This window comes from Streptomyces sp. NPDC005423 (genome assembly GCF_040606415.1).
In the GTDB taxonomy this organism is placed as follows: Bacteria; Actinomycetota; Actinomycetes; order Streptomycetales; family Streptomycetaceae; genus Streptomyces.
Genome location: NZ_JBEXET010000002.1, coordinates 236875 through 258137, shown reverse-complemented (window position 1 = coordinate 258137; position 21263 = coordinate 236875). Strand labels below are relative to the sequence as shown.

Sequence of the window (21263 nt, the reverse complement as noted above, 5' to 3'; positions counted from 1 at the left end):
GGTCAGACCCACTTGGCCTGGAGGACGTTGATGCCGGGGTAGGGCTGGGCTCTGACGCCGGAGAGCTTCCTCGGGTCCCAGGCGGTCATCAGCTCGTTGTGGACGACCGGGTAGAGCACGGCCTGTTCGGCGATGGTGTCGACACACTCCTGGATCATCGTCTTCTTCTTCGCCGCGTCCGGCTCCCGGGTGGCCTGGTCCATGTCCCTGAAGAGCCGCTTGGCCACCGGGTCACCGGCCCAACGGGCGTACCCCATCCACAGGTTGCGGGGCCCGTGGTTGTACCGCAGGATCAGGTCGGCGTCGAGGCCGAACTGGTTCGGGTTCGAGGCGGCGGCCACGACCTGGTAGTCCCGTTTCTGGTCCATCTTGGAGAAGACGGCCGTGGTCTCCTGCGGCGCCAGGGTCGTGGAGACGCCGATCGCGTCCCAGGACGCCTTGATGGTGGGCAGGCAGTCGACGATCCAGCTGACGTTCACCGCCATGAGCTCCACCGTGAGCCCGCTGACTCCGGCCGCCTTCAGCAGCGCCTTCGCCCGGTCGGGGTCGTGGTCGTAGACCGTCTTCGCCCGCCGGTAGGCCGGGTTGCCCGTGTCGAGGAACGACGAGGACGGCTTGCCGTGTCCCCGGAGGGCGACCTGGACCATCTTGTCGGTGTCGATCGCGTAGTGCAGCGCCTGGCGGACCCGTACGTCGTCGAACGGCTTGTGCCGGGTGTTGAACATCAGGAACAGGTTGTTCATCCCGGCGCCCCCGGCGACGGTCAGGCCGCCGCCGCGCAGCCGCTCGATGTTGGCGTAGGGGATGTTGTCGGCGATCTGCGCGCCCGCGCTCGACCCGGAGATCTTGGCGACCCGGGGCGCCGCGTCCACGATCGTCAGCCAGTTCATCGTCTTGAAGGCGGGCGGGCGCGGGCCGTTGTATCCGGCGAACGCGGCGAAGGTGGTGTTGGACTTGGGGTGGTGCGCGGTCTGCCGGTACGGTCCCGAGCCGACCGCCAGCCCCTTGATCGCGTCGTCCCAGGCGCCGGGCCGGGAGAAGACGTGCCTCGGCATGATCTTCGCCAGCGTGAGCCGCGAAATCCCCTCCGGGAAGGGGAACTTGAGGATCAGCTCGACGCCGTGCGCGTCGGTCCTGCGGACCTCCTTCAGCCAGCCGGCGAAGAAGCCCTGGGCGAGGGTGGTCGTCCTCGGGTCGAGGATGCGGTCGAAGACGAAGACCACGTCGTCGGCGGTGACGGGCCGCCCGTCGTGGAACGTGGCACCCGGCCGGAGCGTGAACTTCCACGAGGTGCCGGTCAGTTCGGTGGGTACGGCGGTCGCCAGCGCCGGGTACGGCTTGCGCGAGATCGGGTCGGTGTCGAGCAGCCCCTCGTAGATGTGGTTGTTGGCGGCCATGCAGAACGCGGACGCCGTCTGGGTGGGGTCCCAGCTGCCGTCGTTGCCGTAGCCGATCACGGCGGTCAGCGTGCGGTCCTTGCCGCTGCCCCCGTCGCCGGTGTCGTTCGTCGACTGCGGACCCGACGAACAGGCCGTCAGCGACGAGGAGACGGCCGCCGCCGCACCCAGCGCGCCGGTGTACCTCAGGAACGTCCGGCGGTGCGGCGCGGGTACGTCGCGGGCCACGTCATCGCGCACGGTTCCTCCAGGAGGTACGACGTCCTACGTCCGGCGGTCAGCGTGACCATAGGAAGCACCGCGAGGACGGTCAAGGGCGCGCACACGAATGGCGTGGCCGCCAGAGGTCGCACCAATGGCACGCCGTACGCCTGGAGTTGACGGCGACGAAGGGAGGCGGAGCTGGACCGGCTTACGCCCTCACGAGCAGAGGCCGCCGATGAACCGGGCCCAGGCGACCGACCCGACCAGCACCACGGCCCCGGCGACCACCTTGCTGTCCCGCACGGGGACGACACCGGGGACTCCGTCGGCTATCTCGACGCAACTCCCACCGTTGCCGTCGCTGTAGGTGCTTTTCCGCCAGCGGGCGGCGCCGGGGAAGTTGTAGGCGATCTCGACGCATTCCTTCCCGGCGTCGCCGCTGCTGTGGGTGCTCTTGCGCCAGCGGGCGGCGCCGGGGAAGTCGTAGCCGATCTCGACACAGTTGCCGCCGTTGCCGTCGCTGTGCGTGCTCTTCCGCCAGTTTGCGTTGGTCAGGTCGTAGTCGCGCATCGTCTGTGGTCCTCCGCCGCCGATTCGACCAGGGCCAGGGACGCCTCCGGCGACAGCGCGGCGGCCCTCAGCAGATCGTATGCCGCGTACGCGTGCTTCACCACCGCCGGATCGTCCAGCAGATTCCCCGAATACACGGCTTCTGTATAGGCAGTTGGCGGGGCGTCCTCGAACTCCATGAGCGTGACCATCCCGTTCATCAGTGAGTACGCTCCAGCCGCGTACGGCAGTACCTGGACCAGCACCGTTCGCTGCCTGGCGAGCATTGCAAGGTGATCCAGTTGCCTGGCCATGGCATCAGCGCCGCCGACCGGAACCCGCAGCACGTTCTCGTGCAGGATCGCCCAATACACGGGCCGTGTAGCGTCCTTGAGGATCAGGGCCCGCTCCATGCGTCCCTGGACCTTTTCCCCGATGAACTCGTCCGCTGCGAGGGGGTTCATCGCGAGGGTGACGGCGCGGGCGTACTCGGAAGTCTGTAGTAGTCCTGGCACCAGCGCGTGCGCGAACTCGCAGATCTTCGTAGCCAGCGCCTCAAGCTCCGCCGCCTTCGCGAAGTAATCCGCGTACCGTCTGTCGTCGATCAGCCGCAGGCACAGCCGCTCGAAAATACCGTCGGTTTGCAGTACCTCGTCAATCCGCTGGGCCACATCCAACTGCGGCTTACGAATAGCCTGTTCGAATTGACCGATGTAGCCTCCGGAGACGAAAACGCGCGCCCCCAGTTCCATCTGCGTGAGCCCCGCACCCTCCCGTCTGCGCTTGAGTTCCGCCCCGAAGAATTCCCACGCCGCCTGGCGTGAACCGTTGACCATGGCCAATGCCCTTTCGCTGCCCCGCACTTGTAGTCGACGGACTGCTGCCGAGTGTAGGGCTCGTACGCCACTCTGTAGTCGGAAAGCGTGAAACGCGAAAAGCGAGGGGAACCACGTGAAGGCACACCACTCGGCGTTCTGCGTCGAAGAGACGGAGGACATGGTGAAGGAATTGCGGGCGGTACTCGCGAAGGCCGGAATTGCCCTGCCGTCACTCCGGATCGATCCGGCGAGTCTGGCCCGGGAGGCGCCCTGTCCGCGTATCGAATTGGGCGGCTGCTCCGTGGAGACGGCGGCCCGCCTCGCGGCGGCGTTGCGGTGATGCCGCCCGTCGGCTGCTGCGCCGTGGACACCGGTACCGGGAGAGTGGGCATCGTGACGGGGCAGGACGGACCGTACGTCCGGCTGCGACCGTACGGCGGCGGGCCGGAGTGGGACGTGGCGCCGGACCGTGTGCGTCCGGCCACCCTGGCGGAGCGGCTCAGCGCGGCGACGGCGTACGCCAACGCCCGCAGCCGGGGTGAGGTGCCCTGACCCGGTGGGCCGTAAGGGACAATGGGCCCCATGAGTCTGTTCCGCGACGACGGCATCGTGCTGCGCACCCAGAAGCTGGGTGAGGCGGACCGGATCATCACCCTGCTCACCCGCGGTCACGGCCGGGTACGGGCCGTGGCGCGCGGGGTGCGGCGGACCAAGTCGAAGTTCGGCGCCCGGCTCGAACCCTTCTCCCACGTGGACGTGCAGTTCTTCGCGCGGGGCAGCGAACTGATCGGGCGCGGGCTCCCGTTGTGCACGCAGAGTGAGACCATCGCTCCGTACGGTGGCGGGATCGTCGCGGATTACGCCCGGTACACCGCCGGGACGGCCATGCTGGAGACGGCGGAGCGGTTCACCGACCACGAGGGCGAGCCCGCCGTACAGCAGTACCTGCTGCTCGTGGGCGGGCTGCGGACGCTCGCGGGCGGTGAGCACGCGCCGCATCTGATTCTCGACGCGTTCCTGCTCCGCTCGCTCGCCGTCAACGGGTACGCGCCGAGCTTCGGGGACTGCGCGAGGTGCGGGATGCCGGGACCGAACCGGTTCTTCTCCGTGGCGTCGGGCGGGGTCGTCTGCCCGGACTGCCGGGTGGCCGGCAGCGTCGTACCCTCACCGCAGGCGCTGGAACTGCTCGGTGCGCTGCTCACGGGAGACTGGAAGACGGCGGACGCGTGCGAGGCGCGGCATGTGCGGGAGGGGAGCGGATTGGTCTCCGCCTATCTGCACTGGCATCTTGAGCGGGGGCTGCGGTCGCTGCGGTACGTGGAGAAGGCGTAGCGCGTGGCCGTCCGTGGTCAGGTGGGGTCAGGCGTGGTCGGTTGTGGTCGCAGGTCGTTGAGGGAGACAGGAACGTCATGGTCGTACGCGGGATTCTGGGGCGCCAGCGCCGTGAGTACAGGGCGCCGGAGCCGCATCCGTCCGGAGCCCTCGCGCCGAAGCTGCCCGGTGAGCTGATCCCCAAGCACGTGGCGATCGTCATGGACGGCAACGGGCGGTGGGCGAAGGAGCGGGGCCTGCCGCGGACGGAGGGGCACAAGGTCGGCGCCGAGCGCGTCCTGGACGTGCTCCAGGGCGGGGTGGAGATGGGGGTGGGCGCGATCTCGCTCTACGCCTTCTCCACCGAGAACTGGAAGCGGTCGCCCGACGAGGTGCGCTTCCTGATGAACTTCAACCGCGACTTCATCCGCAAGACCCGGGACACGCTCGACGAACTGGGCATCCGGGTGCGCTGGGTGGGCCGTATGCCCAAGCTGTGGCGGTCGGTGGCCAAGGAGTTGCAGATCGCCCAGGAGCAGACGAAGGACAACGACGCGCTGACGCTGTACTTCTGCATGAACTACGGCGGCCGGGCCGAGATCGCCGACGCGGCGCGGGCGTTGGCCGAGGACGTGAAGTCGGGCCGCCTCGATCCGGCCAAGGTGGACGAGAAGACCTTCGCCAAGTACCTGTACTACCCGGACATGCCCGAGGTCGACCTGTTCCTGCGCCCCAGCGGCGAGCAGCGCACCTCCAACTACCTTCTCTGGCAGAGCGCTTACGCGGAGATGGTCTTCCAGGACGTGCTGTGGCCCGACTTCGACCGCCGCGACCTGTGGCGCGCCTGCGTCGAATTCGCCCAGCGCGACCGCCGGTTCGGCGGCGCGGTACCGAACGAGCGGCTGCTGGAGATGGAGAAGGCGATGCGGGGGCGGCCCGAGGAGGCCTAGGGCGGGTGGCTGTGGTGTTCATCGCCGGCCCCGCAGGTTGCGTACGACGAGGGTGCCCGCGCACAGGACGGTGACCGCGCCGCACACCAGGTGCACCCAGGTGTCGGCGCCTCCGAAGGAGGTCGCCATGTTGGCCAACGCACTGGCCACGACCACGGTCCAGAGGAGGGTGCGGGCGATGTCCCCGGGGCTGAGACGGTCGGGCTCGGTGGACGTCGTCGTGTTCCGCATGGGGGCTTCTCCCGTGGTGCTGAGCGATGCGTTCCGGGGGTCCGGCTGTCATCATCGACGCTATGGATCAGCGCCCCTCGCGGCCGATCCCGCAGCCCGCCCGGTTCGGGGTACAGCAGGCTGTACTCCCCTCTTCCTCCGTCCATGGCGAACCCGCTGACGGCATAAGGTCGTTCGCATGACGGCGAGCACGAGCGAGGCGGGCGGTGGGGCAGCCGCCCAACGCGAGAGCTTCACAGACATCGCGCTACGGACCCTGAGCGCCGCGGGCCGGGCCGTCGCCCAGCTCGCCTCCGGGCTCAACACGGCGGTGCTCGCGGTGCTGTTGCTGCTCTGGCTGGTCCTCACCGCCGTGACGAGCGTGGTCGGGGTGGGGCTGCTGATGGCACCCGCGTCGCTGCGCGCCCTGCACGCCCTGGCCGGACGCGAACGTGACCGGCTCGCCCGCCGGGGCCCCGAGGTCGTAGCCCCGCAGCTCCCGCCCATCCGGCTCCGGGCCGCGCTCGTGGACCCCACCACCCACCGCGAACTGCGGTGGCTGCTACGGCACTCCACCCTCGGCCTGCTGCTCGGACTTCTTGGCGTCCTGCTGCCGATCACGGCCGTGCGGGACAGCGCGTTCCCGCTGTACTGGACGTTCATGCCGGAGAACGCGACGGCCACATCGCTCGGCATCGGCAACGCGCACACCTGGCCGGACGCCCTCGCCGTGGCGCTGCTGGGTGTGGGCTGGGTCGCCATCATCCTGGGGCTGGCGCCCGGCATGGCCCAGTTGCAGTCGGGACCGGGGCGGCGGCTCCTCGCGGCCGGTCCTGACGTGGATCTCGTCCTGCGCGTGGCGGAGTTGACCGCCACCCGCGCCGCCGCTCTCGACGCGCACGCCACCGAACTCCGGCGGATAGAGCGCTCGTTGCACGACGGCGCGCAGAACCGCCTCGTCTCCGTGGCCGTGTTGCTCGGGGCGGCCCGACGTATGGCGGCCCGTGACCCGGCCGGTGCCGACGAACTCCTCGAACGTGCCCAGTCCGCCGCCGAACAGGCGCTGGCCGAACTGCGGACGGTCGCGCGCGGCATCCTGCCACCGGTGCTGGCCGACCGGGGGCTCGCGGGCGCGCTCTCCGGTCTCGCCGCGGACTGCGCGGTGCCGTGCCGGATCGACGTGGACGTACCCGCTCGCTGCGCGGCCTCCGTCGAGGCGACCGCCTACTTCGTCGTCGCCGAGGCCCTGACCAACATCGCCAAACACAGCGGCGCCGCACACGCCACGATCACGGCACGCGGCACCGGCGGCCGCCTCGTCCTGCGCGTCGAGGACGACGGGCGAGGGGGCGCGGATGCGGACGGCGGCTCGGGCCTCACCGGCATCCGCCGCCGTATCGCGGCCCACGACGGCGACCTCACCCTGACCAGCCCACCGGGCGGCCCGACCGTCCTCACCGCGGATCTCCCCTGTGGCCAGTGAGGCGGGGACCGTGACGAGCGAAAAGAGAGAGCCTGCGATGCGGAACGCAAGGTGTGGAGTCCGAGCTGTGGAGCGTGACTGACATGCGGATCGTCATCGCCGAGGACGACCCGTTGCTGCGCGAGGGCCTCGCCCTGCTGCTGCGCGCCGAGGGGCTGGACGTGGTGGCCACCGCGGGCACCCCGGACGAAGCCCTCGACGCCATCGACGCACACAGACCGGACGTCGCCATCCTCGACGTACGGATGCCGCCGACCCACACCGACGAGGGGATCGTCGCCGCGGTCGAGGCCCGGCGACGGCGGCCCGACCTGGCGGTGCTGGTGCTGTCGGCATACGTGGAGCAGAGCTTCGCGACCGAGCTGCTCGGCGGCGGGGTGAGCGGCCTCGGCTATCTGCTCAAGGAACGGGTGGGCCGGGTCGAGGAGTTCCTCGACGCCCTGTACCGCGTGGCGGCCGGCGGCACCGCCATCGACCCCGAGGTCGTCGCCCAGCTGTTCACCCGCTCCCGCCAAGGCAGCCGCCTCGACCGGCTCAGCCCGCGCGAACGGGACGTACTCACCCTGATGGCCGAGGGGTTGGGCAACTCCGCCATCGCCGGGAAACTCGTCGTGACCGACGGCGCCGTCCACAAACACATCCGCAGCATCTTCGCCAAGCTCGACCTGTCCCCGACGGACCAGGTGGACCGCCGGGTCGCCGCCGTCCTGCGCTACCTGGAGGATCTACGGCGGCTGGGCTGACGCCCGTACCGGTGGCGGGTCTTGGTACAGCAGGCTGTACGGCGGACCGGCCCGCGCACTGGATCGATCACCACGTGCCGTCTCCCTAGGTTGGTGAACACACCGGAACACACCGCGAGTTGAGTGTGACGGATCATCAACTTGCTGGGAGACAATTTATGTTGACGAGTCGTCAGCTAATTTCCGTAGCAGCACTGGCCGCACTCGGCCTCGGCCTGGCGACACCCGCGGCCAGCGCGAAGGACACCACGAGCTCCACGAAGTCCCGGCAGCGCACCACGCTCCAGCAGAGCGTGGACGCGATCGAGGAGACGGGCACCGTCGCCGTCGTAGCCCAGTCGACGGGTCCGGACGGACGGCGCTACGCCGCCACCGGGGTGTCGGACACGGCCACGGGCCGGGCGGCCCGCGTCACCGACACGTTCCGGATCGCGAGCAGCACCAAGGCCTTCGTGTCGACGGTGATGCTCCAACTGGTCGGCGAGGGACGGGTATCACTGGACGACACGGTCGAACACTGGCTGCCCGGCACGGTGGACGGCAACGGGAACGACGGAAGCGCCATCACCGTAAGGCAGTTGCTGAACCACACCAGCGGACTGTTCAACTACACGGCCGACTTCCCCGCGATCAGCACGGTGGCGGATTTCGAGGCCGACCGGTACACCACCTGGACCCCACAACACCTGGTCGGCATCGCGATGCGGCACGCCCCGGACTTCGCGCCGGGCACCCAGTGGGAGTACTCGAACACCAACTACATTCTCGCCGGAATGATCATCCAGAAGGCCACCGGCCACACCTGGCAGCAGGAGGTCACCCGGCGCATCATCCGCCCGCTGGGCCTGCGCGACACCTCCGCCCCCGACACCTCGACCCGCATCCCCGGCCAACACCTGCACGGTTACTCGGACTTCGGCGGGTCCGGTCCGACCATCGACGTCACCGACCTCAACCCGACGGCCGCCGGCTCGGCCGGCGCGATGATCAGCACGACCGGCGACCTCACCCGCTTCTTCTCGGCCCTCCTGGGCGGCAGGCTCCTGCACCCGGCCCAACTGGCGGAGATGAAGACGACGGTACGAGCCGCGTCCCTGGACCCCGTCTGGCCCGGCGCCCGTTACGGCTTGGGCCTGATGGAGATCCCCCTGACCTGCGGCGGCGTCTACTACAGCCACGCCGGTGACCTGATGGGCTACACCACCCGCGACGGGGTCAGCGCGGACGGCCGCCACACCGTGGTCCTGGAGGCAACGGGCGACGGCGCGTCCGACCTGTCCACGGAGATGGCCCAGAACGCGCTGATCGACACGGAACTCTGCGCCGCAGGAAGGAAGTAGAGGAAGCCCGGTCGGCGGCGCCACGAGACCGGGGCGCCGCATGACAGGGAGGCTCCCGGCACTGCCGGGCGAGGTCCTTCGTCCGCATGCATGCTGTCCGGCGGCGAGGTGCCCGGCGAGCAGAGCGTGCTCGCTGCGGTCGTGGGCCAGTACGTCGCTACGCGGCCGAGGCCGTCCGCGCGCCGCCTCGGTTGCGCTACAGCTGGGCCCTCGACTTCACCCTGCTGCCCAAGCGCGCCGTACAGGACCCGGCCGACGTGGACCGGCTGCGGGCGATACTCGACGCCCACCTGAGCCGCGTCTGAGAACCCGGGTCCTCAGCCGGAGGCCGTCGCGCACTCCGCGCACGTGCCGAAGATCTCCACCGTGTGGGCCACGTTGACGTAGCCGTGTTCCGAGGCGATGGCCTCCGCCCACTTCTCCACCGCCGGACCCTCCACCTCCACCGCCTTGCCGCAGACGCGGCAGACGAGGTGGTGGTGGTGTTCGCCCGTGGAGCAGCGGCGGTAGACCGACTCGCCCTCGGAGGTGCGCAGGACGTCGACCTCGCCGGCGTCGGCGAGGGACTGAAGGGTGCGGTACACCGTGGTGAGCCCGACGGAGTCGCCCTTGTGCTTGAGCATGTCGTGCAGGTCCTGGGCGCTGCGGAACTCGTCGACCTCGTCGAGGGCCGCCGCCACAGCGGCGCGCTGGCGGGTTGATCGTCCTCGTACGGGCGGGCCGGCCGTCGTCACCGTTGCCTCCTCACGTCTGCACTCTGCCGGGCCATTGTGCCAGTCCGGGCTGGACCGGGTCAGACTCCGACCTCGTCGCCGGCCCCTCTGGTGGCCGGAATCGCGCACTCTGCGGGGTCCCCCGCGGGCCGGGCCGCGGCGGCTGCCCGGGCCCGTCGCCGGGCCAGCGGCGCGGCCAGCACAGTCAGGACGACGAACCCGGCGATCGTCAGCAGCACGATCGTCGCGCCGGGCGGGACGTCCTGGTAGTACGAGGTGACCGTGCCGCCGATCGTCACGCTCACGCCGATCGCCACCGCGATCGCGAAGGTCGCGGCGAAGCTCCGGCTGAGCTGCTGCGCGGCGGCCACCGGCACCACCATCAGCGCCGACACCAGGAGCAGGCCGACCACCCGCATCGCGACGGTCACCGTCACCGCCGCCGTGATCGCCGTCAGCAGGTTCAGGGCGCGTACCGGCAGGCCCGTGACCCGGGCGAACTCCTCGTCCTGGCTCACCGCGAAGAGCTGCCTGCGCAGTCCCACCGTGACGAGCACCACGAACGCGGCCAGCAGACAGATCGCGCTCACGTCGGACTGCGAGACCGTCGAGAGCGAGCCGAAGAGGTACGTCATGAGGTTGGCGTTGGACCCTGAGGGGGCGAGGTTGATGAACATCACGCCGCCGGCCATGCCGCCGTAGAAGAGCATGGCGAGGGCGATGTCGCCGCGGGTCCTGCCGTACCAGCGGATCAGCTCCATGAGGACCGCGCCGAGGACGGAGACGGCCGTCGCCATCCAGACCGGGGAGGTGTTGAGGAGGAAGCCGAGGCCGACGCCCGTCATCGCGACATGGCCGATGCCGTCGCCCATGAGGGCCTGGCGGCGCTGGACGAGGTAGATGCCGACGGCGGGGGCCGTGATGCCGACCAGGACGGCGGCGAGCAGGGCCCGTTGCATGAAGGCGTAGTTCAGGAAGTCCATCAGCTCAGCAGTCCCGTGCGGATCGGTGCGGCGTCGGCCGCCGAGTGCGGGTGTACGTGGTCGTGGCCGGGCAGGGCGTGCTGGCCGAGGGCGCGCGGGGGCGGGCCGTCGTGCTGGACGCAGCCGTCGCGCAGGACGACGGCCCGGTCGATGAGCGGCTCCAGCGGCCCCAGTTCGTGCAGGACGAGGAGGACGGTGGCGCCCTGGGCGACCTGGTCCTCCAGGGTGCGTGCGAGCACCTCCTGGCTGGCCAGATCGACGCCCGCCATCGGCTCGTCCATGATCAGCAGTTCGGGTTCGGCGGCGAGCGCGCGGGCGATCAGCACCCGCTGGTGCTGGCCGCCGGAGAGGGCGTTGACGGAGTCCTTGGCCCGGTCCGCCATGCCGACGAGCTCCAGGGCCCGGGTGACGGCCGCGTGGTCCGCCCTGCGCAGCATGCCGAAGCGGGCGCGGGAGAGCCGGCCGGAGGCGACGATCTCGGTGACGGTGGCGGGGACCCCGCCGGCGGCCGTCGTGCGCTGCGGTACGTAGCCCACGCGCCGCCAGTCGCGGAAGCGGGCGCGCGGGGCGCCGAACAGGTCGATCTCGCCGCCGCTGAGCGGCACTTGGCCGATCACGGTGCGGATCGCGGTCGACTTGCCGGAGCCGTTGGCACCGAGCAGCGCGACGACCTCGCCGCGCCGGACGGTGAGGTCGATGCCGCGCAGGACGGGGCGCGAGCCCAGTTCGGCGCTCACCCGGCGCAGTGCGATGACGGGCTCGTCGCTCATGAAGTCGTCCTCCGTGGTACGGGTCATTTGCTGCCCAGGGCCTTCTCGAGCGCCTTGAGGTTGGCTTCCTGGACCGAGAAGTAGTCCGTGCCCCGGGGCTTGTCGGTGATGCCCTCGATCGGGTCGAGGACGTCGGTCTTCAGGCCGGCGTCCCCGGCGATGGTCTGCGCGGTCTTCCCGCTGACGAGCGTCTCGTAGAACACGGTGGAGACGCCGTCGGCCTTCGCCATCCTCTCAAGGTCCCTGACCCGGTTCGCGCTCGGCTCCGACTCGGGGTCCAGGCCGTTGATGGCCTCCTCGGTGAGGCCGTAGCGCTCGGCGAGGTAGCCGAAGGCGGCATGGGTGGTGATGAAGACCTTGGTGCGGGTGTGCGAAAGTCCGTCCCGGAAACGGGAGTTGAGCGCGTCCAGCTTCCTGACCAGGGCGGCGGTGTTCTTCCGGTAGTCGGCCGCGTGGCCGGGGTCGGCCTTCTCGAAGGCGGTGCCGACGCCCTGGGCGACCTGGGCGTAGCGCACCGGGTCGAGCCAGATGTGCGGGTCGAGGCCGGCCGCCTCACCGTTCTTGGCGGTGTCGTGGGAGGCCGCGTGGCCGCCGACCTCGTTGCCGTGCTGCTCAAGGGTGGTCAGGGAGGCGGCGTCGATCTTGGTCTTGACCTCGGACTGGGCCACCGCGCCGTCGACGGCGGGCTGGAGGTTCTTCAGGTAGAGCACCGCGTCGGACTCCTGGAGCCGCACGGTCTCCCGCGCGCTGATCTCCAGGTCGTGCGGCTCCTGGCCGGGCTTCGTCAGGTTGGTGACGTGCACGTGGCTGCCGCCGATCTGCTCGGCGAGGAACTCCAGCGGATAGAACGACGCGACGACGTCGAACTTGCCGGTGTTGGCGGCGGCGGCCCCGGAGGAGCAGGCGGAGAGGGCCCCGAGGCCGAGGGCGGTGGCGGCGGTCGCCGCGGCCGCGGATATGAGGCGTCGTCGTACGTTCATGACAGTCATTTTCAACTAAGATGGAAACCGTTGTCAACAAGCCTTGTCAGGGGCCTGTTCAGACAACCGATTTGGTCGAGGGGGAGGAGCCGCCGGTACTCTGAGCTGTTAGCTCTGAAGCGTCTCGCTTCGTCGCCCGTCGTCGTAATGAAGAGAGCACCGTGGCCGCCGACAAGATCGACACCATCGTCAGCCTGAGCAAGCGCCGTGGCTTCGTATTCCCTTGCAGTGAGATCTACGGAGGCCAGCGCGCCGCCTGGGACTACGGGCCGCTGGGTGTCGAGCTCAAGGAGAACCTGAAGCGCCAGTGGTGGCGCTACATGGTGACGTCGCGCGAGGACGTGGTCGGTATCGACTCGTCCGTCATCCTCGCGCCCGAGGTCTGGGTCGCCTCCGGTCACGTCGCCACCTTCTCGGACCCGCTGACCGAGTGCACCGCCTGCCACAAGCGGTTCCGCGCGGACCACCTGGAAGAGGCCTTCGAGGCCAAGCACGGCCGTCTCCCCGAGAAGGGCCTGGCGGACGTCAACTGCCCCAACTGCGGCAACAAGGGCCAGTTCACCGAGCCCAAGCAGTTCTCGGGTCTCCTCGCCACGCACCTCGGCCCCACCCAGGACACCGGCTCCGTCGCCTACCTGCGCCCCGAGACCGCCCAGGGCATCTTCACCAACTTCGCCCAGGTGCAGAGCACTTCGCGTCGCAAGCCGCCGTTCGGCATCGCCCAGATGGGCAAGTCCTTCCGCAACGAGATCACCCCCGGCAACTTCATCTTCCGCACCCGCGAGTTCGAGCAGATGGAGATGGAGTTCTTCGTCAAGCCGGGCGAGGACGAGAAGTGGCAGGAGTACTGGATGGAGCAGCGCTGGAACTGGTACACCGGCCTGGGCCTGCGCGAGGAGAACATGCGGTGGTACGACCACCCCAAGGAGAAGCTCTCCCACTACTCCAAGCGCACCGCTGACATCGAGTACCGCTTCCAGTTCGGCGGCAACGAGTGGGGCGAGCTGGAGGGTGTCGCCAACCGCACCGACTACGACCTCGGCGCCCACTCCAAGGCCTCCGGCCAGGACCTCTCCTACTTCGACCAGGAGGCCCAGGAGCGCTGGACGCCGTACGTCATCGAGCCCGCGGCCGGTGTGGGCCGCGCGATGCTGGCGTTCCTCCTCGACGCCTACGTCGAGGACGAGGCCCCCAACGCCAAGGGCAAGCTGGAGAAGCGCACGGTGCTGCGCCTCGACCACCGCCTCGCCCCGGTGAAGGTCGCGGTGCTCCCGCTCTCCCGCAACCCGGAGCTGTCCCCGAAGGCCAAGGGGCTCGCCACCGCGCTGCGGCAGAACTGGAACATCGAGTTCGACGACGCCGGCGCCATCGGCCGCCGCTACCGCCGCCAGGACGAGATCGGCACGCCGTACTGCGTGACGGTCGACTTCGACACGCTTGAGGACAACGCGGTGACGGTCCGCGAGCGCGACTCGATGAAGCAGGAGCGGGTGTCGCTCGACCAGATCGAGGGCTACCTCGCGGGGCGTCTGATCGGCGCCTGACCGCCGCCTGGTCACAGGTCCACACGGAACGCCGGACGAGCCGAGGCTCGTCCGGCGTTCCGTCGTGCCGGGCCGGCCCCGGGCTCAACTCGGGTGCGCTTCCCGCCTGTTGATCGCGACTCGGCGCCCGATGGGTGACAGCTGACAAATATTGAAAGCTGTCAGCTGTTATGGGAGGGTGACCGTATGACGATCCCCACGCGTTCCCTCGGCACCACCGGCCCCCAGGTCTCCGCCCTCGGCCTCGGCTGCATGGGCATGTCCGCGCTCTACGGCGAGGCCGACCGGGCCGAGTCCGTCGCGACCATCCACGCCGCCCTGGAAGCGGGCGTCACCCTGCTCGACACCGGCGACTTCTACGCCATGGGCCACAACGAGATGCTGATCGGCGAAGCCCTGCGCACCGCCCCCGCCGCCCGCCGCGAACAGGCGCTCACCAGCGTCAAGTTCGGCGCGCTGCGCGACCCGGACGGCGGCTGGAACGCCTACGACGGCCGCCCCGCCGCCGTGAAGAACTTCGCCGCCTACTCCCTCCAGCGCCTCGGCGTCGACCACATCGACGTCTACCGGATCGCCCGGGTCGACCCCGACGTACCGATCGAGGAGACCGTCGGCGCCATCGCCGAACTGGTGGAGAAGGGCCACGTCCGGCACATCGGCCTCAGCGAGGTCGGCGCCGCCACCATCCGCCGCGCCGCGGCCACCGCCCCGATCTCGGACGTACAGATCGAGTACGCGCTGATCTCGCGCGGCATCGAGGCCGAAATCCTGCCCACCGTACGGGAGTTGGGCATCGCCATCACCGCGTACGGTGTGCTCTCCCGCGGGCTGATCTCCGGCCACTTCACCGCCGACCGCAAGCTCGGCGCGGGCGACTTCCGGGCCTTCTCGCCCCGCTTCCAGGGCGACAACCTCCAGCACAACCTGGCCCTCGTCGAGTCGCTGCGGAAGATCGCCGAGCAGAAGGGCGTCTCCGTCGCGCAGATCGCGATCGCCTGGGTGCTCTCCCGAGGCGAGGACATCGTGCCGCTGATCGGCGCGCGCACCCGGGAGCGGCTCGCGGAGTCGCTGGGCGCCCTGGAGGTCACGCTGGACGCGGAGGACCTGGCCGCGATCGAGCTGGCCGTGCCGGCCGACGCCGCGGCGGGCGACCGCTACCCGGCCTCGGCCATGGCCCACCTCGACAGCGAGCGCTGATCCGGCCGCCGGGTACGGTCTCCCTCATGGCCACCGAGACCCTGACCGCCGAGCGCATCCTCGAAGCGACCGAGGAGGTGCTGCGCCGCCACGGCCCGGCCAAGGCCACCGTGGTCGACGTGGCCCGCGCGCTCGGCGTCAGCCACGGCACGGTCTACCGTCACTTCCGTACGAAGGCCGCGCTGCGGGAGGCCGTCACCAAGCGCTGGCTGGACCGCACCGCCGACCGGCTGGCCCGGGTCGTCGCCGAGGACCGCGATCCCCGGGACCGGCTGCGGGACTGGCTGCGCAGCCTGTTCGACGCCAAGCGCAGCAAGGCGGGCGACGACCCGGAACTCTTCGCCACCTACTCCGTCCTCGCGAGCGAGGCCGGCGCGGTGGTCAGCGAGCACATCGCGGAACTGATCGGCCAGTTGGCCACGCTCGTCCGGGCCGGGACGGACACCGGTGTCTTCGCCGTCCCCGACCCGGAGGTCGCGGCCCGTGCGGTCTTCCAGGCCACCGGCCGCTTCCACGACCCCGGTTACGCGAAGAAGTGGGAGAAGCCGGGCGTGGAGGCCGAGTTCGAGGCTCTGGTGGAGCTGCTGCTGCGCGGACTGCGCGCCTGATCCGGACCGGCCGCGGCCGGGTTCACCGGTTCCGGTCGCGGCGGGCGCCTCAGCGCTCCGACTGGGCCGCCGTGGGGTCCACCGTCGCCTGGTGGGCCTCCGCCAGATGGTCCTCCGCCTTCAGCCAGGGCAGGAACTGCGCGCCCTGCCGCCAGCCGCACGTGTCACAGCTGATCGTGCGCTGCACGCCCGCCCGTCCCACCCGCACCACATGCTCCCGGCCGTGCCGGTCCCAGCGGCTTACCTTGCTCGTGCTGTCCTGCGGCATCGACGCCTCCAACGGCCACATCCCGGGCAGAACCTTTCCGCGCAGGAGTGTGCAGCAAGACCAACATCAACAGGGGCCCGGGCGGGCCGAGTTGTCCAAGCCGTGAGCAACTCGGCCGGCAATCCGGGACAGCCGCGGCGCGAGCGGACCGGTCAGAATCACCCCCGCGAGCCACACCAGCAGGGCCACCACCAGCGCGTCCCGCACGCCCGTGCCCGGAACCAGGGAACGCGGGGGGAGCCGCTCCGGTCGGAGCACTAGGCGGTGGCGCCCACCGCTTGGCGTACCTCGGCGGACTTCAGTTTCTCCGCCGTGTCCTCGGCGGTACGGCGCGCCCAGCGTCCGCTGGTCACCGCCCCCAGCACCAGCACCGCGAGCCCGCATCCGGTGAGGATCCACCAGCCGGGCCGGGCCGCCGGCACGAACGTCTGCCGGTACGACGACGACACCACGCCCGAGGCCAGCACCGCGCCGACCACGGCGACGCCCAGCGTCTGCCCCAGCTGCCGGCTGGTGGAGGCGATGGCCGCCGCCACTCCCGCCTGCGCCCGGGGCATCCCGGAGACCGCCGTGTTGGTGATCGGCGCGTTCACGAAGCCGAAGCCGACGCCGAACAGGGCGTACCCGATGAAGCGGGAGACGTCCGACGTCTCGGCCTCGAACACGGCGAACAGCAGCGCGCTGACGGTGATGGCGAGCCCGGCTATGAGCAGCGGCAGCCGGGGTCCCCGGCTGCCGACCAGCCGCCCGGAGAGCGGGGCGCACAGCAGCATCGGGACCGCCATCGGCAGCATCCACAGGCCGGCGTGCAGGGCGTCGAGTCCCCGGACGTTCTGGAGGTACAGCGTGGACAGGAAGAGGAAGCCGCCCAGCGCGGCGAAGGCGCTGAGCGCGATGACGGTGGCCCCGCTGAACGGCGCCGAGCGGAAGAACCGCAGGTCGATCAGGGGTTCGGTGCGGCGTGGCTCGAACCAGAGGAGACCGGCGAGCGCGGCGACGGCGATCATGGCGAAGGGCAGCACCGTGACGATCCCGGAGTCCGGGGCCTCGATGATCGCGTAGGTCAGGGAGCCGAACAGGGCGATCACCAGGAACTGGCCGACCGGGTCGGGGCGGCGGGCCTTGGGCGCGCGGGACTCGGGGATGAACTTCAGCGTGAGCAGCAGCGCCGCCAGGCCCACCGGCAGGTTGATCCAGAAGATCGAGCGCCAGCCGACCGAGTCCACGAGCAGGCCGCCGATGATCGGTCCCGCCGCCATCGACAGGCCGACGACGCCGCCCCACACGCCTATCGCACGGGCGCGCTCACGCGGCTCGGTGAAGGTGTTGGTGATGATCGACATGGCGACCGGGTTGAGCATCGAGCCGCCGACCGCCTGGACCATGCGGAAGACGATGAGCGCGTCGAGGTTCCAGGCGAGCGAGCAGAGCAGCGAGCCGACGGCGAAGACGACCAGACCGGTGAGGAAGACCCGTTTGCGGCCTATCCGGTCGGCCGTGGAGCCGGCCAGCATCAGCAGCGAGGCCAGGACGAGGGTGTAGGCGTCGATCGTCCACTGCATGCCGGACGTGGTCGCGTGCAGATCGCGCTGCATCGAGGGGAGGGCGACGTTCAGAATGGTGACGTCGAGGCTCACGATCAGCAGGCTCATGCAGCAGATCGCGAGCACCAGCAGACGTCCGCGGTGGCTGAGCTCGGGCATGGTTCCATCGTAGACGAACATCGATAGTGCGGCTAACTAATTACCGTTACACCGGCTCGGCCGATGCGTGACAATGGCCTCATGCTCACGCCCGCCTCCCCCCTTCAGATCGGCCCGCACACCGTCCGGCCGCCCGTCGTGCTCGCCCCCATGGCCGGCATCACCAACGCGCCCTTCCGGACCCTGTGCCGGGAGTTCAGCGGCGGCAAGGGCCTGTTCGTGAGCGAGATGATCACGACCCGGGCGCTGGTCGAGCGCAACGAGAAGACCATGCAGCTGATCCGCTTCGACGCGACCGAGACACCCCGCTCGATCCAGCTGTACGGCGTCGACCCGGCGACCGTCGGCAAGGCCGTCCGCATGATCGCGGAGGAGGGCCTCGCCGACCACATCGACCTGAACTTCGGCTGCCCCGTGCCGAAGGTCACCCGCAAGGGCGGCGGCTCCGCGCTGCCGTACAAGCGGAACCTGCTGCGGGCCATCCTGCGCGAGGCCGTCAGCGGGGCGGGTGAGCTGCCCGTCACGATGAAGATGCGCAAGGGCATCGACGACGACCACCTCACCTTCCTCGACGCGGGCCGGATCGCCGTCGACGAGGGCGTCACCGCCATCGCCCTGCACGGCCGCACGGCCGCCCAGCACTACGGCGGTACGGCGGACTGGGACGCGATCGCCCGCCTCAAGGAGCATGTGCCGGAGCTCCCCGTCCTCGGCAACGGCGACATCTGGTCGGCCCAGGACGCGGTCCGGATGGTGCGGGAGACCGGCTGCGACGGAGTGGTCGTCGGGCGCGGGTGCCTCGGCCGGCCGTGGCTCTTCGCCGACCTCGTCGCCGCCTTCGAGGGCCGGGAGCAGGATCTCCACCGGCCCGCGCTGCGCGAGGTCGCGGACGTCATGGTCCGGCACGCGACCCTGCTCGGCGAGTGGCTCGGGGACGAGGCGCGCGGGGTCATCGACTTCCGCAAGCACGTCGCCTGGTACCTCAAGGGCTTCGCGGTCGGCTCGGAGATGCGCAAGCGGCTCGCGATCACCTCCTCGCTGGCCGAACTCCGTTCCGGGCTGGATGAGTTGGATCTGGACCAGCCGTGGCCCGCGGGCGCCGACGGGCCCCGCGGCCGTACGTCCGGCAACAACAGGGTGGTGCTGCCGGACGGCTGGCTGAAGGACCCCTACGACTGCGCGGGGATCGGCGAGGACGCGGAACTGGACACGTCCGGAGGCTGAACTCCCCCGCTCCGGTCAGCCCTTCGAGGGGTGCGGGGTGGAGCCGTAGGCGGTGAGGAACTTGTCGCGGAAGTCGCTCATCTTCCACACCGGCGCGTCGTGCGCCGGGCGGAGACCGTCCGACCAGTTCCAACTGCCGATCTTCGCGAGAACCTTGGGGTCCTTGGCGACGATCGAGATCGGCACGTCACGGCTGGCGTGGCTGCCGCTGACCCGGGCGATCGGCTGGTGGTCGCCGAGGAAGACGAGGACCGTGTTCTTGTTGCCGTAGCGCTCCATCCACTGGGTGAGGCTGGTCACCGAGTACTGGACCGACTTGCCGTACTCCTGCTGGGACTTGGTGGAGCTGGTCACGATGTCGGTCGGCTTGTTGCCGGCCTTCTCGATCGCGTCGAAGATCGAGCCGTCGCCCAGCTGGTCCCAGGGGACCATCTTCGGGATCGGCGCCCACGGCTGGTGGCTCGACGTGAGGATGACCAGAGACATCAGCGGCTTGCCGTCGGTGCGCTTCTTGCCGTGCACCAGCCGCTGGAACGCCTCCAGGGCGTACTGGTCGGGCTGGGTCGACCAGCTGAACTTCGGTCCCTTGTAGCCGGTCTGGAAGGCGTTGTAGACCTTGTCCAGGCCGTACCACTTCGACTCGGGCCAGGCCTTCTGCACGCCCGGCATGACGCCGACGGTGTCCCAGTCGCCGGTCTTCTGGAACGCCTTGGTCAGGGTGAGGTGGTCGCTGGCGGTGACCGTGCGGTAGCGGTTCTGGTTGTTGATCCACAGGCCCGACATGGTCGTCGAGTGCCCGAGCCAGCTGCTGCCGCCGTACGTCGCCGAGGTCAGCCAGCCGCTTTTCGCGGCGAAGCCCGCCTTCTTCAGGGCGGCGGTGCTCGCGTCCAGCGTGCTGTCCACGCCGGGGGCCTCGACCGGGTCCTCGATCGCGCTGCGGCCGTAGCTCTCGATGAAGGTGAAGATCACGTCCTTGCCCCGCAGGTCCGGCACGAGCTGGGAGCCGGGGGTGTTGCCGAACGCGTCCACCTTCGCGGTCTTGGTGAACTCGCGCTCGTCGCGGTAGGTGGCGCGGGCCTGCTGCTCGCGGTACTTGAGCATGGCGACGGTGTGCTCGGAGGAGACCGGCACACCGTCGTAGGAGATGTTCAGCGTCGCGGCGGTCATCCAGACCGCGCACAGGACGAGCAGCACGCGCGTCGAGAGGCTCTTCTGCCGGCCCAGCACATTGCCGACCCGGACCACCGCCAGCACCGTCACCGCCAGCAGCAGGACGACGAGCAGGACCACGCCGATCGAGGCGAGCGTCGCGCCCGTACCGCCGATCGTGTCCGCGACGTACGACTGCGCGTCGGTCAGCAGGGGCCAGTCCAGGAGGGGGTTGAAGCCCCGGCCGAGGTACTCGTTGAACCCCACGTCGAGCAGGTTCAGCACGGTCAGCACACCGATGGAGAGCCCGCCCAGCACCGCGAGGACGAGCCGGGGCCGGCGGGGCACCGCGATCAGCACGGCGGCCCCGAGCAGCGCCTCGACCGGGATGCGGGTGAACTGCGCCGTACGGAAGTTGTCCTCCTTGTTCGGCAGCACCAGCGCCACGACGACGATGCCGACGGCGAGGACGGTCGTGAGGATCGCGAGCACCCGGGCGGCGACGGGGTACCTGCCCCGCCAGCCGCGCACTCGGCGGACACCGGGGAGGCCGGTCAACTTGGCCCGGAGGGAGCCGGGTTGGGGGCCGGGTGCCGGGTCGGGGCCGGGATCCGCCTCGGGGGCCGGGGCGGTGGGAGCCGGGGCGGGTTCGGCGGCTTCGGCGGCTTCGGTGTCCGCGAGCAACTCGGCTTCCGCGGGGCCGGGTTGGCGCTCGGTCTCGATCTCCGGTCCGGGTTCGGCTTCTGCTTCGGGGTCCGCGGCGGCGTTCATGTCGGTGTCCGTGTCGGCGGGCTCGGAGACCGGTGTCGTCGCCCCCGCCGGCGGCTCCGTGACGTCCGCCGGGCCGGCGGGAGCCGCCGCCTCCTCGGCGGAGTCGGCCGCCCCGGGTTTCGCGGCCGTCTTCTCCGCCGCGTCCGGCGGGAGGACCTCGTCCCCGGCAACCTCGGGTGTTCCCGGTGACTGGCGTGTACTCGTGTGCTGAGGCACCCCGAAGGTCCTTCCGTGCGCGGCGTGGCGGAGTGGCGGGCCCACGCTGGGGAGGCAGTGCCCGCCACCCTTCCGTACGGGGTTGCCGGGTGCCCTGTTCAGCCGGACCCGGCCAGTGTCGGGCAAACACCC

General features: G+C 70.3%; 22 protein-coding genes. 11 read left to right on the top strand and 11 right to left on the bottom strand.

From position 1 onward, the window contains the following. Positions 1 to 2 precede the first annotated feature (2 nt). From ABZT12_RS05005 to ABZT12_RS04995, 3 genes are all read right to left on the bottom strand, one after another. The gene (locus ABZT12_RS05005) at positions 3 to 1637 is read right to left on the bottom strand and encodes an ABC transporter substrate-binding protein (RefSeq protein WP_356377382.1); all 1635 of its coding nucleotides are present in this window, start codon (positions 1635 to 1637) and stop codon (positions 3 to 5) included. A gap of 180 nt (positions 1638 to 1817) precedes the next feature. Further along, the gene (locus ABZT12_RS05000) at positions 1818 to 2171 is read right to left on the bottom strand and encodes a DUF397 domain-containing protein (RefSeq protein ID WP_356377379.1); all 354 of its coding nucleotides are present in this window, start codon (positions 2169 to 2171) and stop codon (positions 1818 to 1820) included. Then, complete coding sequence (locus ABZT12_RS04995) at positions 2153 to 2986, bottom strand: helix-turn-helix transcriptional regulator (RefSeq protein WP_356377376.1); 834 nt, start codon at positions 2984 to 2986, stop codon at positions 2153 to 2155. Before ABZT12_RS04995 ends, ABZT12_RS05000 begins: the two co-directional genes overlap by 19 nt. 115 nt (positions 2987 to 3101) lie before the next feature. Here ABZT12_RS04995 and ABZT12_RS04990 point away from each other — a divergent pair, with 115 nt between their 5' ends. The 4 genes from ABZT12_RS04990 to ABZT12_RS04975 all read left to right on the top strand — a co-directional run bounded on the left by ABZT12_RS04990 (position 3102) and on the right by ABZT12_RS04975 (position 5229). Then, complete coding sequence (locus tag ABZT12_RS04990) at positions 3102 to 3308, top strand: hypothetical protein (protein ID WP_356377373.1); 207 nt, start codon at positions 3102 to 3104, stop codon at positions 3306 to 3308. After that, positions 3305 to 3520, top strand: a complete 216-nt coding sequence (locus tag ABZT12_RS04985) for a hypothetical protein (RefSeq protein WP_356377370.1) — start codon at positions 3305 to 3307, stop codon at positions 3518 to 3520. The genes ABZT12_RS04990 and ABZT12_RS04985 overlap by 4 nt, the downstream gene beginning before the upstream one ends. A gap of 30 nt (positions 3521 to 3550) precedes the next feature. Beyond that, complete coding sequence (gene recO, locus ABZT12_RS04980) at positions 3551 to 4300, top strand: DNA repair protein RecO (protein ID WP_356377367.1); 750 nt, start codon at positions 3551 to 3553, stop codon at positions 4298 to 4300. A gap of 77 nt (positions 4301 to 4377) precedes the next feature. Next, positions 4378 to 5229, top strand: coding sequence for an isoprenyl transferase (locus ABZT12_RS04975; protein WP_356377364.1), 852 nt, complete (start codon positions 4378 to 4380; stop codon positions 5227 to 5229). A gap of 18 nt (positions 5230 to 5247) precedes the next feature. On the opposite strand, the gene ABZT12_RS04970 is transcribed toward ABZT12_RS04975, so the two are convergent. Continuing rightward, positions 5248 to 5460 (bottom strand): hypothetical protein, encoded by a 213-nt coding sequence (locus ABZT12_RS04970; RefSeq protein ID WP_356377361.1) that lies wholly within the window; start codon positions 5458 to 5460, stop codon positions 5248 to 5250. A 178-nt stretch (positions 5461 to 5638) separates the two neighbouring features. On the opposite strand from ABZT12_RS04970, the gene ABZT12_RS04965 reads away from it, so the two are divergent. The 3 genes from ABZT12_RS04965 to ABZT12_RS04955 all read left to right on the top strand — a co-directional run bounded on the left by ABZT12_RS04965 (position 5639) and on the right by ABZT12_RS04955 (position 9005). Next, positions 5639 to 6922, top strand: a complete 1284-nt coding sequence (locus tag ABZT12_RS04965) for a sensor domain-containing protein (RefSeq protein ID WP_356377358.1) — start codon at positions 5639 to 5641, stop codon at positions 6920 to 6922. Between the two features lie 83 nt (positions 6923 to 7005). Next, on the top strand, positions 7006 to 7665 hold the full coding sequence (locus ABZT12_RS04960) for a response regulator transcription factor (protein ID WP_356378100.1): 660 nt from the start codon (positions 7006 to 7008) through the stop codon (positions 7663 to 7665). 158 nt (positions 7666 to 7823) lie between these two features. Next, positions 7824 to 9005, top strand: coding sequence for a serine hydrolase domain-containing protein (locus tag ABZT12_RS04955; RefSeq protein WP_356377356.1), 1182 nt, complete (start codon positions 7824 to 7826; stop codon positions 9003 to 9005). 317 nt (positions 9006 to 9322) lie between these two features. Here the strand turns inward: ABZT12_RS04955 and ABZT12_RS04950 are convergent, their stop codons facing one another. The 4 genes from ABZT12_RS04950 to ABZT12_RS04935 are packed head-to-tail and all read right to left on the bottom strand — an operon-like array spanning position 9323 to position 12451. Then, positions 9323 to 9739, bottom strand: a complete 417-nt coding sequence (locus ABZT12_RS04950) for a transcriptional repressor (protein WP_356377354.1) — start codon at positions 9737 to 9739, stop codon at positions 9323 to 9325. Between the two features lie 59 nt (positions 9740 to 9798). After that, entirely contained in the window at positions 9799 to 10701 is a 903-nt protein-coding gene (locus ABZT12_RS04945; RefSeq protein WP_356377352.1) for a metal ABC transporter permease, read from the bottom strand. Next, the gene (locus ABZT12_RS04940) at positions 10701 to 11471 is read right to left on the bottom strand and encodes a metal ABC transporter ATP-binding protein (protein WP_356378097.1); all 771 of its coding nucleotides are present in this window, start codon (positions 11469 to 11471) and stop codon (positions 10701 to 10703) included. The genes ABZT12_RS04945 and ABZT12_RS04940 overlap by 1 nt, the downstream gene beginning before the upstream one ends. A 23-nt stretch (positions 11472 to 11494) precedes the next feature. Next, complete coding sequence (locus tag ABZT12_RS04935; RefSeq protein ID WP_356377350.1) at positions 11495 to 12451, bottom strand: metal ABC transporter substrate-binding protein; 957 nt, start codon at positions 12449 to 12451, stop codon at positions 11495 to 11497. Positions 12452 to 12612: 161 nt separating this feature from the next. On the opposite strand from ABZT12_RS04935, the gene ABZT12_RS04930 reads away from it, so the two are divergent. The 3 genes from ABZT12_RS04930 (at position 12613) to ABZT12_RS04920 (ending at position 15800) form a co-directional block, all read left to right on the top strand. Further along, a complete protein-coding gene (locus tag ABZT12_RS04930) occupies positions 12613 to 13995 on the top strand; it encodes a glycine--tRNA ligase (protein ID WP_356377348.1) in 1383 nt (460 codons plus the stop codon). 186 nt (positions 13996 to 14181) lie between these two features. Beyond that, a complete protein-coding gene (locus tag ABZT12_RS04925) occupies positions 14182 to 15192 on the top strand; it encodes an aldo/keto reductase (RefSeq protein ID WP_356377346.1) in 1011 nt (336 codons plus the stop codon). Positions 15193 to 15218: 26 nt separating this feature from the next. Then, positions 15219 to 15800 (top strand): TetR family transcriptional regulator, encoded by a 582-nt coding sequence (locus tag ABZT12_RS04920; protein ID WP_356377343.1) that lies wholly within the window; start codon positions 15219 to 15221, stop codon positions 15798 to 15800. A gap of 49 nt (positions 15801 to 15849) precedes the next feature. On the opposite strand, the gene ABZT12_RS04915 is transcribed toward ABZT12_RS04920, so the two are convergent. Both ABZT12_RS04915 and ABZT12_RS04910 read right to left on the bottom strand, forming a co-directional pair. Then, a complete protein-coding gene (locus ABZT12_RS04915; protein WP_356377340.1) occupies positions 15850 to 16068 on the bottom strand; it encodes a hypothetical protein in 219 nt (72 codons plus the stop codon). 257 nt (positions 16069 to 16325) lie between these two features. Continuing rightward, entirely contained in the window at positions 16326 to 17771 is a 1446-nt protein-coding gene (locus ABZT12_RS04910; RefSeq protein WP_356377337.1) for an MFS transporter, read from the bottom strand. A gap of 81 nt (positions 17772 to 17852) precedes the next feature. Between ABZT12_RS04910 and dusB the strand changes: the two genes are divergently transcribed. Continuing rightward, the gene (gene dusB / locus ABZT12_RS04905) at positions 17853 to 18995 is read left to right on the top strand and encodes a tRNA dihydrouridine synthase DusB (protein WP_356377333.1); all 1143 of its coding nucleotides are present in this window, start codon (positions 17853 to 17855) and stop codon (positions 18993 to 18995) included. Between the two features lie 15 nt (positions 18996 to 19010). Here dusB and ABZT12_RS04900 read toward each other — a convergent pair whose 3' ends face one another. Then, the gene (locus ABZT12_RS04900; RefSeq protein WP_356377330.1) at positions 19011 to 21131 is read right to left on the bottom strand and encodes a CDP-alcohol phosphatidyltransferase; all 2121 of its coding nucleotides are present in this window, start codon (positions 21129 to 21131) and stop codon (positions 19011 to 19013) included. Positions 21132 to 21263 lie beyond the last annotated feature (132 nt).

Coding starts and splice junctions, on each gene's coding strand:
- ABZT12_RS05000 (WP_356377379.1), bottom strand. CDS start 2,171: ATGCGCGACTACGACCTGACCAACGCAAACTGGCGGAAGAGCACGCAC.
- ABZT12_RS04995 (WP_356377376.1), bottom strand. CDS start 2,986: ATGGTCAACGGTTCACGCCAGGCGGCGTGGGAATTCTTCGGGGCGGAA.
- recO (WP_356377367.1), top strand. CDS start 3,551: ATGAGTCTGTTCCGCGACGACGGCATCGTGCTGCGCACCCAGAAGCTG.
- ABZT12_RS04975 (WP_356377364.1), top strand. CDS start 4,378: ATGGTCGTACGCGGGATTCTGGGGCGCCAGCGCCGTGAGTACAGGGCG.
- ABZT12_RS04970 (WP_356377361.1), bottom strand. CDS start 5,460: ATGCGGAACACGACGACGTCCACCGAGCCCGACCGTCTCAGCCCCGGG.
- ABZT12_RS04965 (WP_356377358.1), top strand. CDS start 5,639: ATGACGGCGAGCACGAGCGAGGCGGGCGGTGGGGCAGCCGCCCAACGC.
- ABZT12_RS04960 (WP_356378100.1), top strand. CDS start 7,006: ATGCGGATCGTCATCGCCGAGGACGACCCGTTGCTGCGCGAGGGCCTC.
- ABZT12_RS04955 (WP_356377356.1), top strand. CDS start 7,824: ATGTTGACGAGTCGTCAGCTAATTTCCGTAGCAGCACTGGCCGCACTC.
- ABZT12_RS04945 (WP_356377352.1), bottom strand. CDS start 10,701: ATGGACTTCCTGAACTACGCCTTCATGCAACGGGCCCTGCTCGCCGCC.
- ABZT12_RS04940 (WP_356378097.1), bottom strand. CDS start 11,471: ATGAGCGACGAGCCCGTCATCGCACTGCGCCGGGTGAGCGCCGAACTG.
- ABZT12_RS04935 (WP_356377350.1), bottom strand. CDS start 12,451: ATGAACGTACGACGACGCCTCATATCCGCGGCCGCGGCGACCGCCGCC.
- ABZT12_RS04925 (WP_356377346.1), top strand. CDS start 14,182: ATGACGATCCCCACGCGTTCCCTCGGCACCACCGGCCCCCAGGTCTCC.
- ABZT12_RS04920 (WP_356377343.1), top strand. CDS start 15,219: ATGGCCACCGAGACCCTGACCGCCGAGCGCATCCTCGAAGCGACCGAG.
- ABZT12_RS04915 (WP_356377340.1), bottom strand. CDS start 16,068: ATGCCGCAGGACAGCACGAGCAAGGTAAGCCGCTGGGACCGGCACGGC.
- ABZT12_RS04910 (WP_356377337.1), bottom strand. CDS start 17,771: ATGCCCGAGCTCAGCCACCGCGGACGTCTGCTGGTGCTCGCGATCTGC.
- dusB (WP_356377333.1), top strand. CDS start 17,853: ATGCTCACGCCCGCCTCCCCCCTTCAGATCGGCCCGCACACCGTCCGG.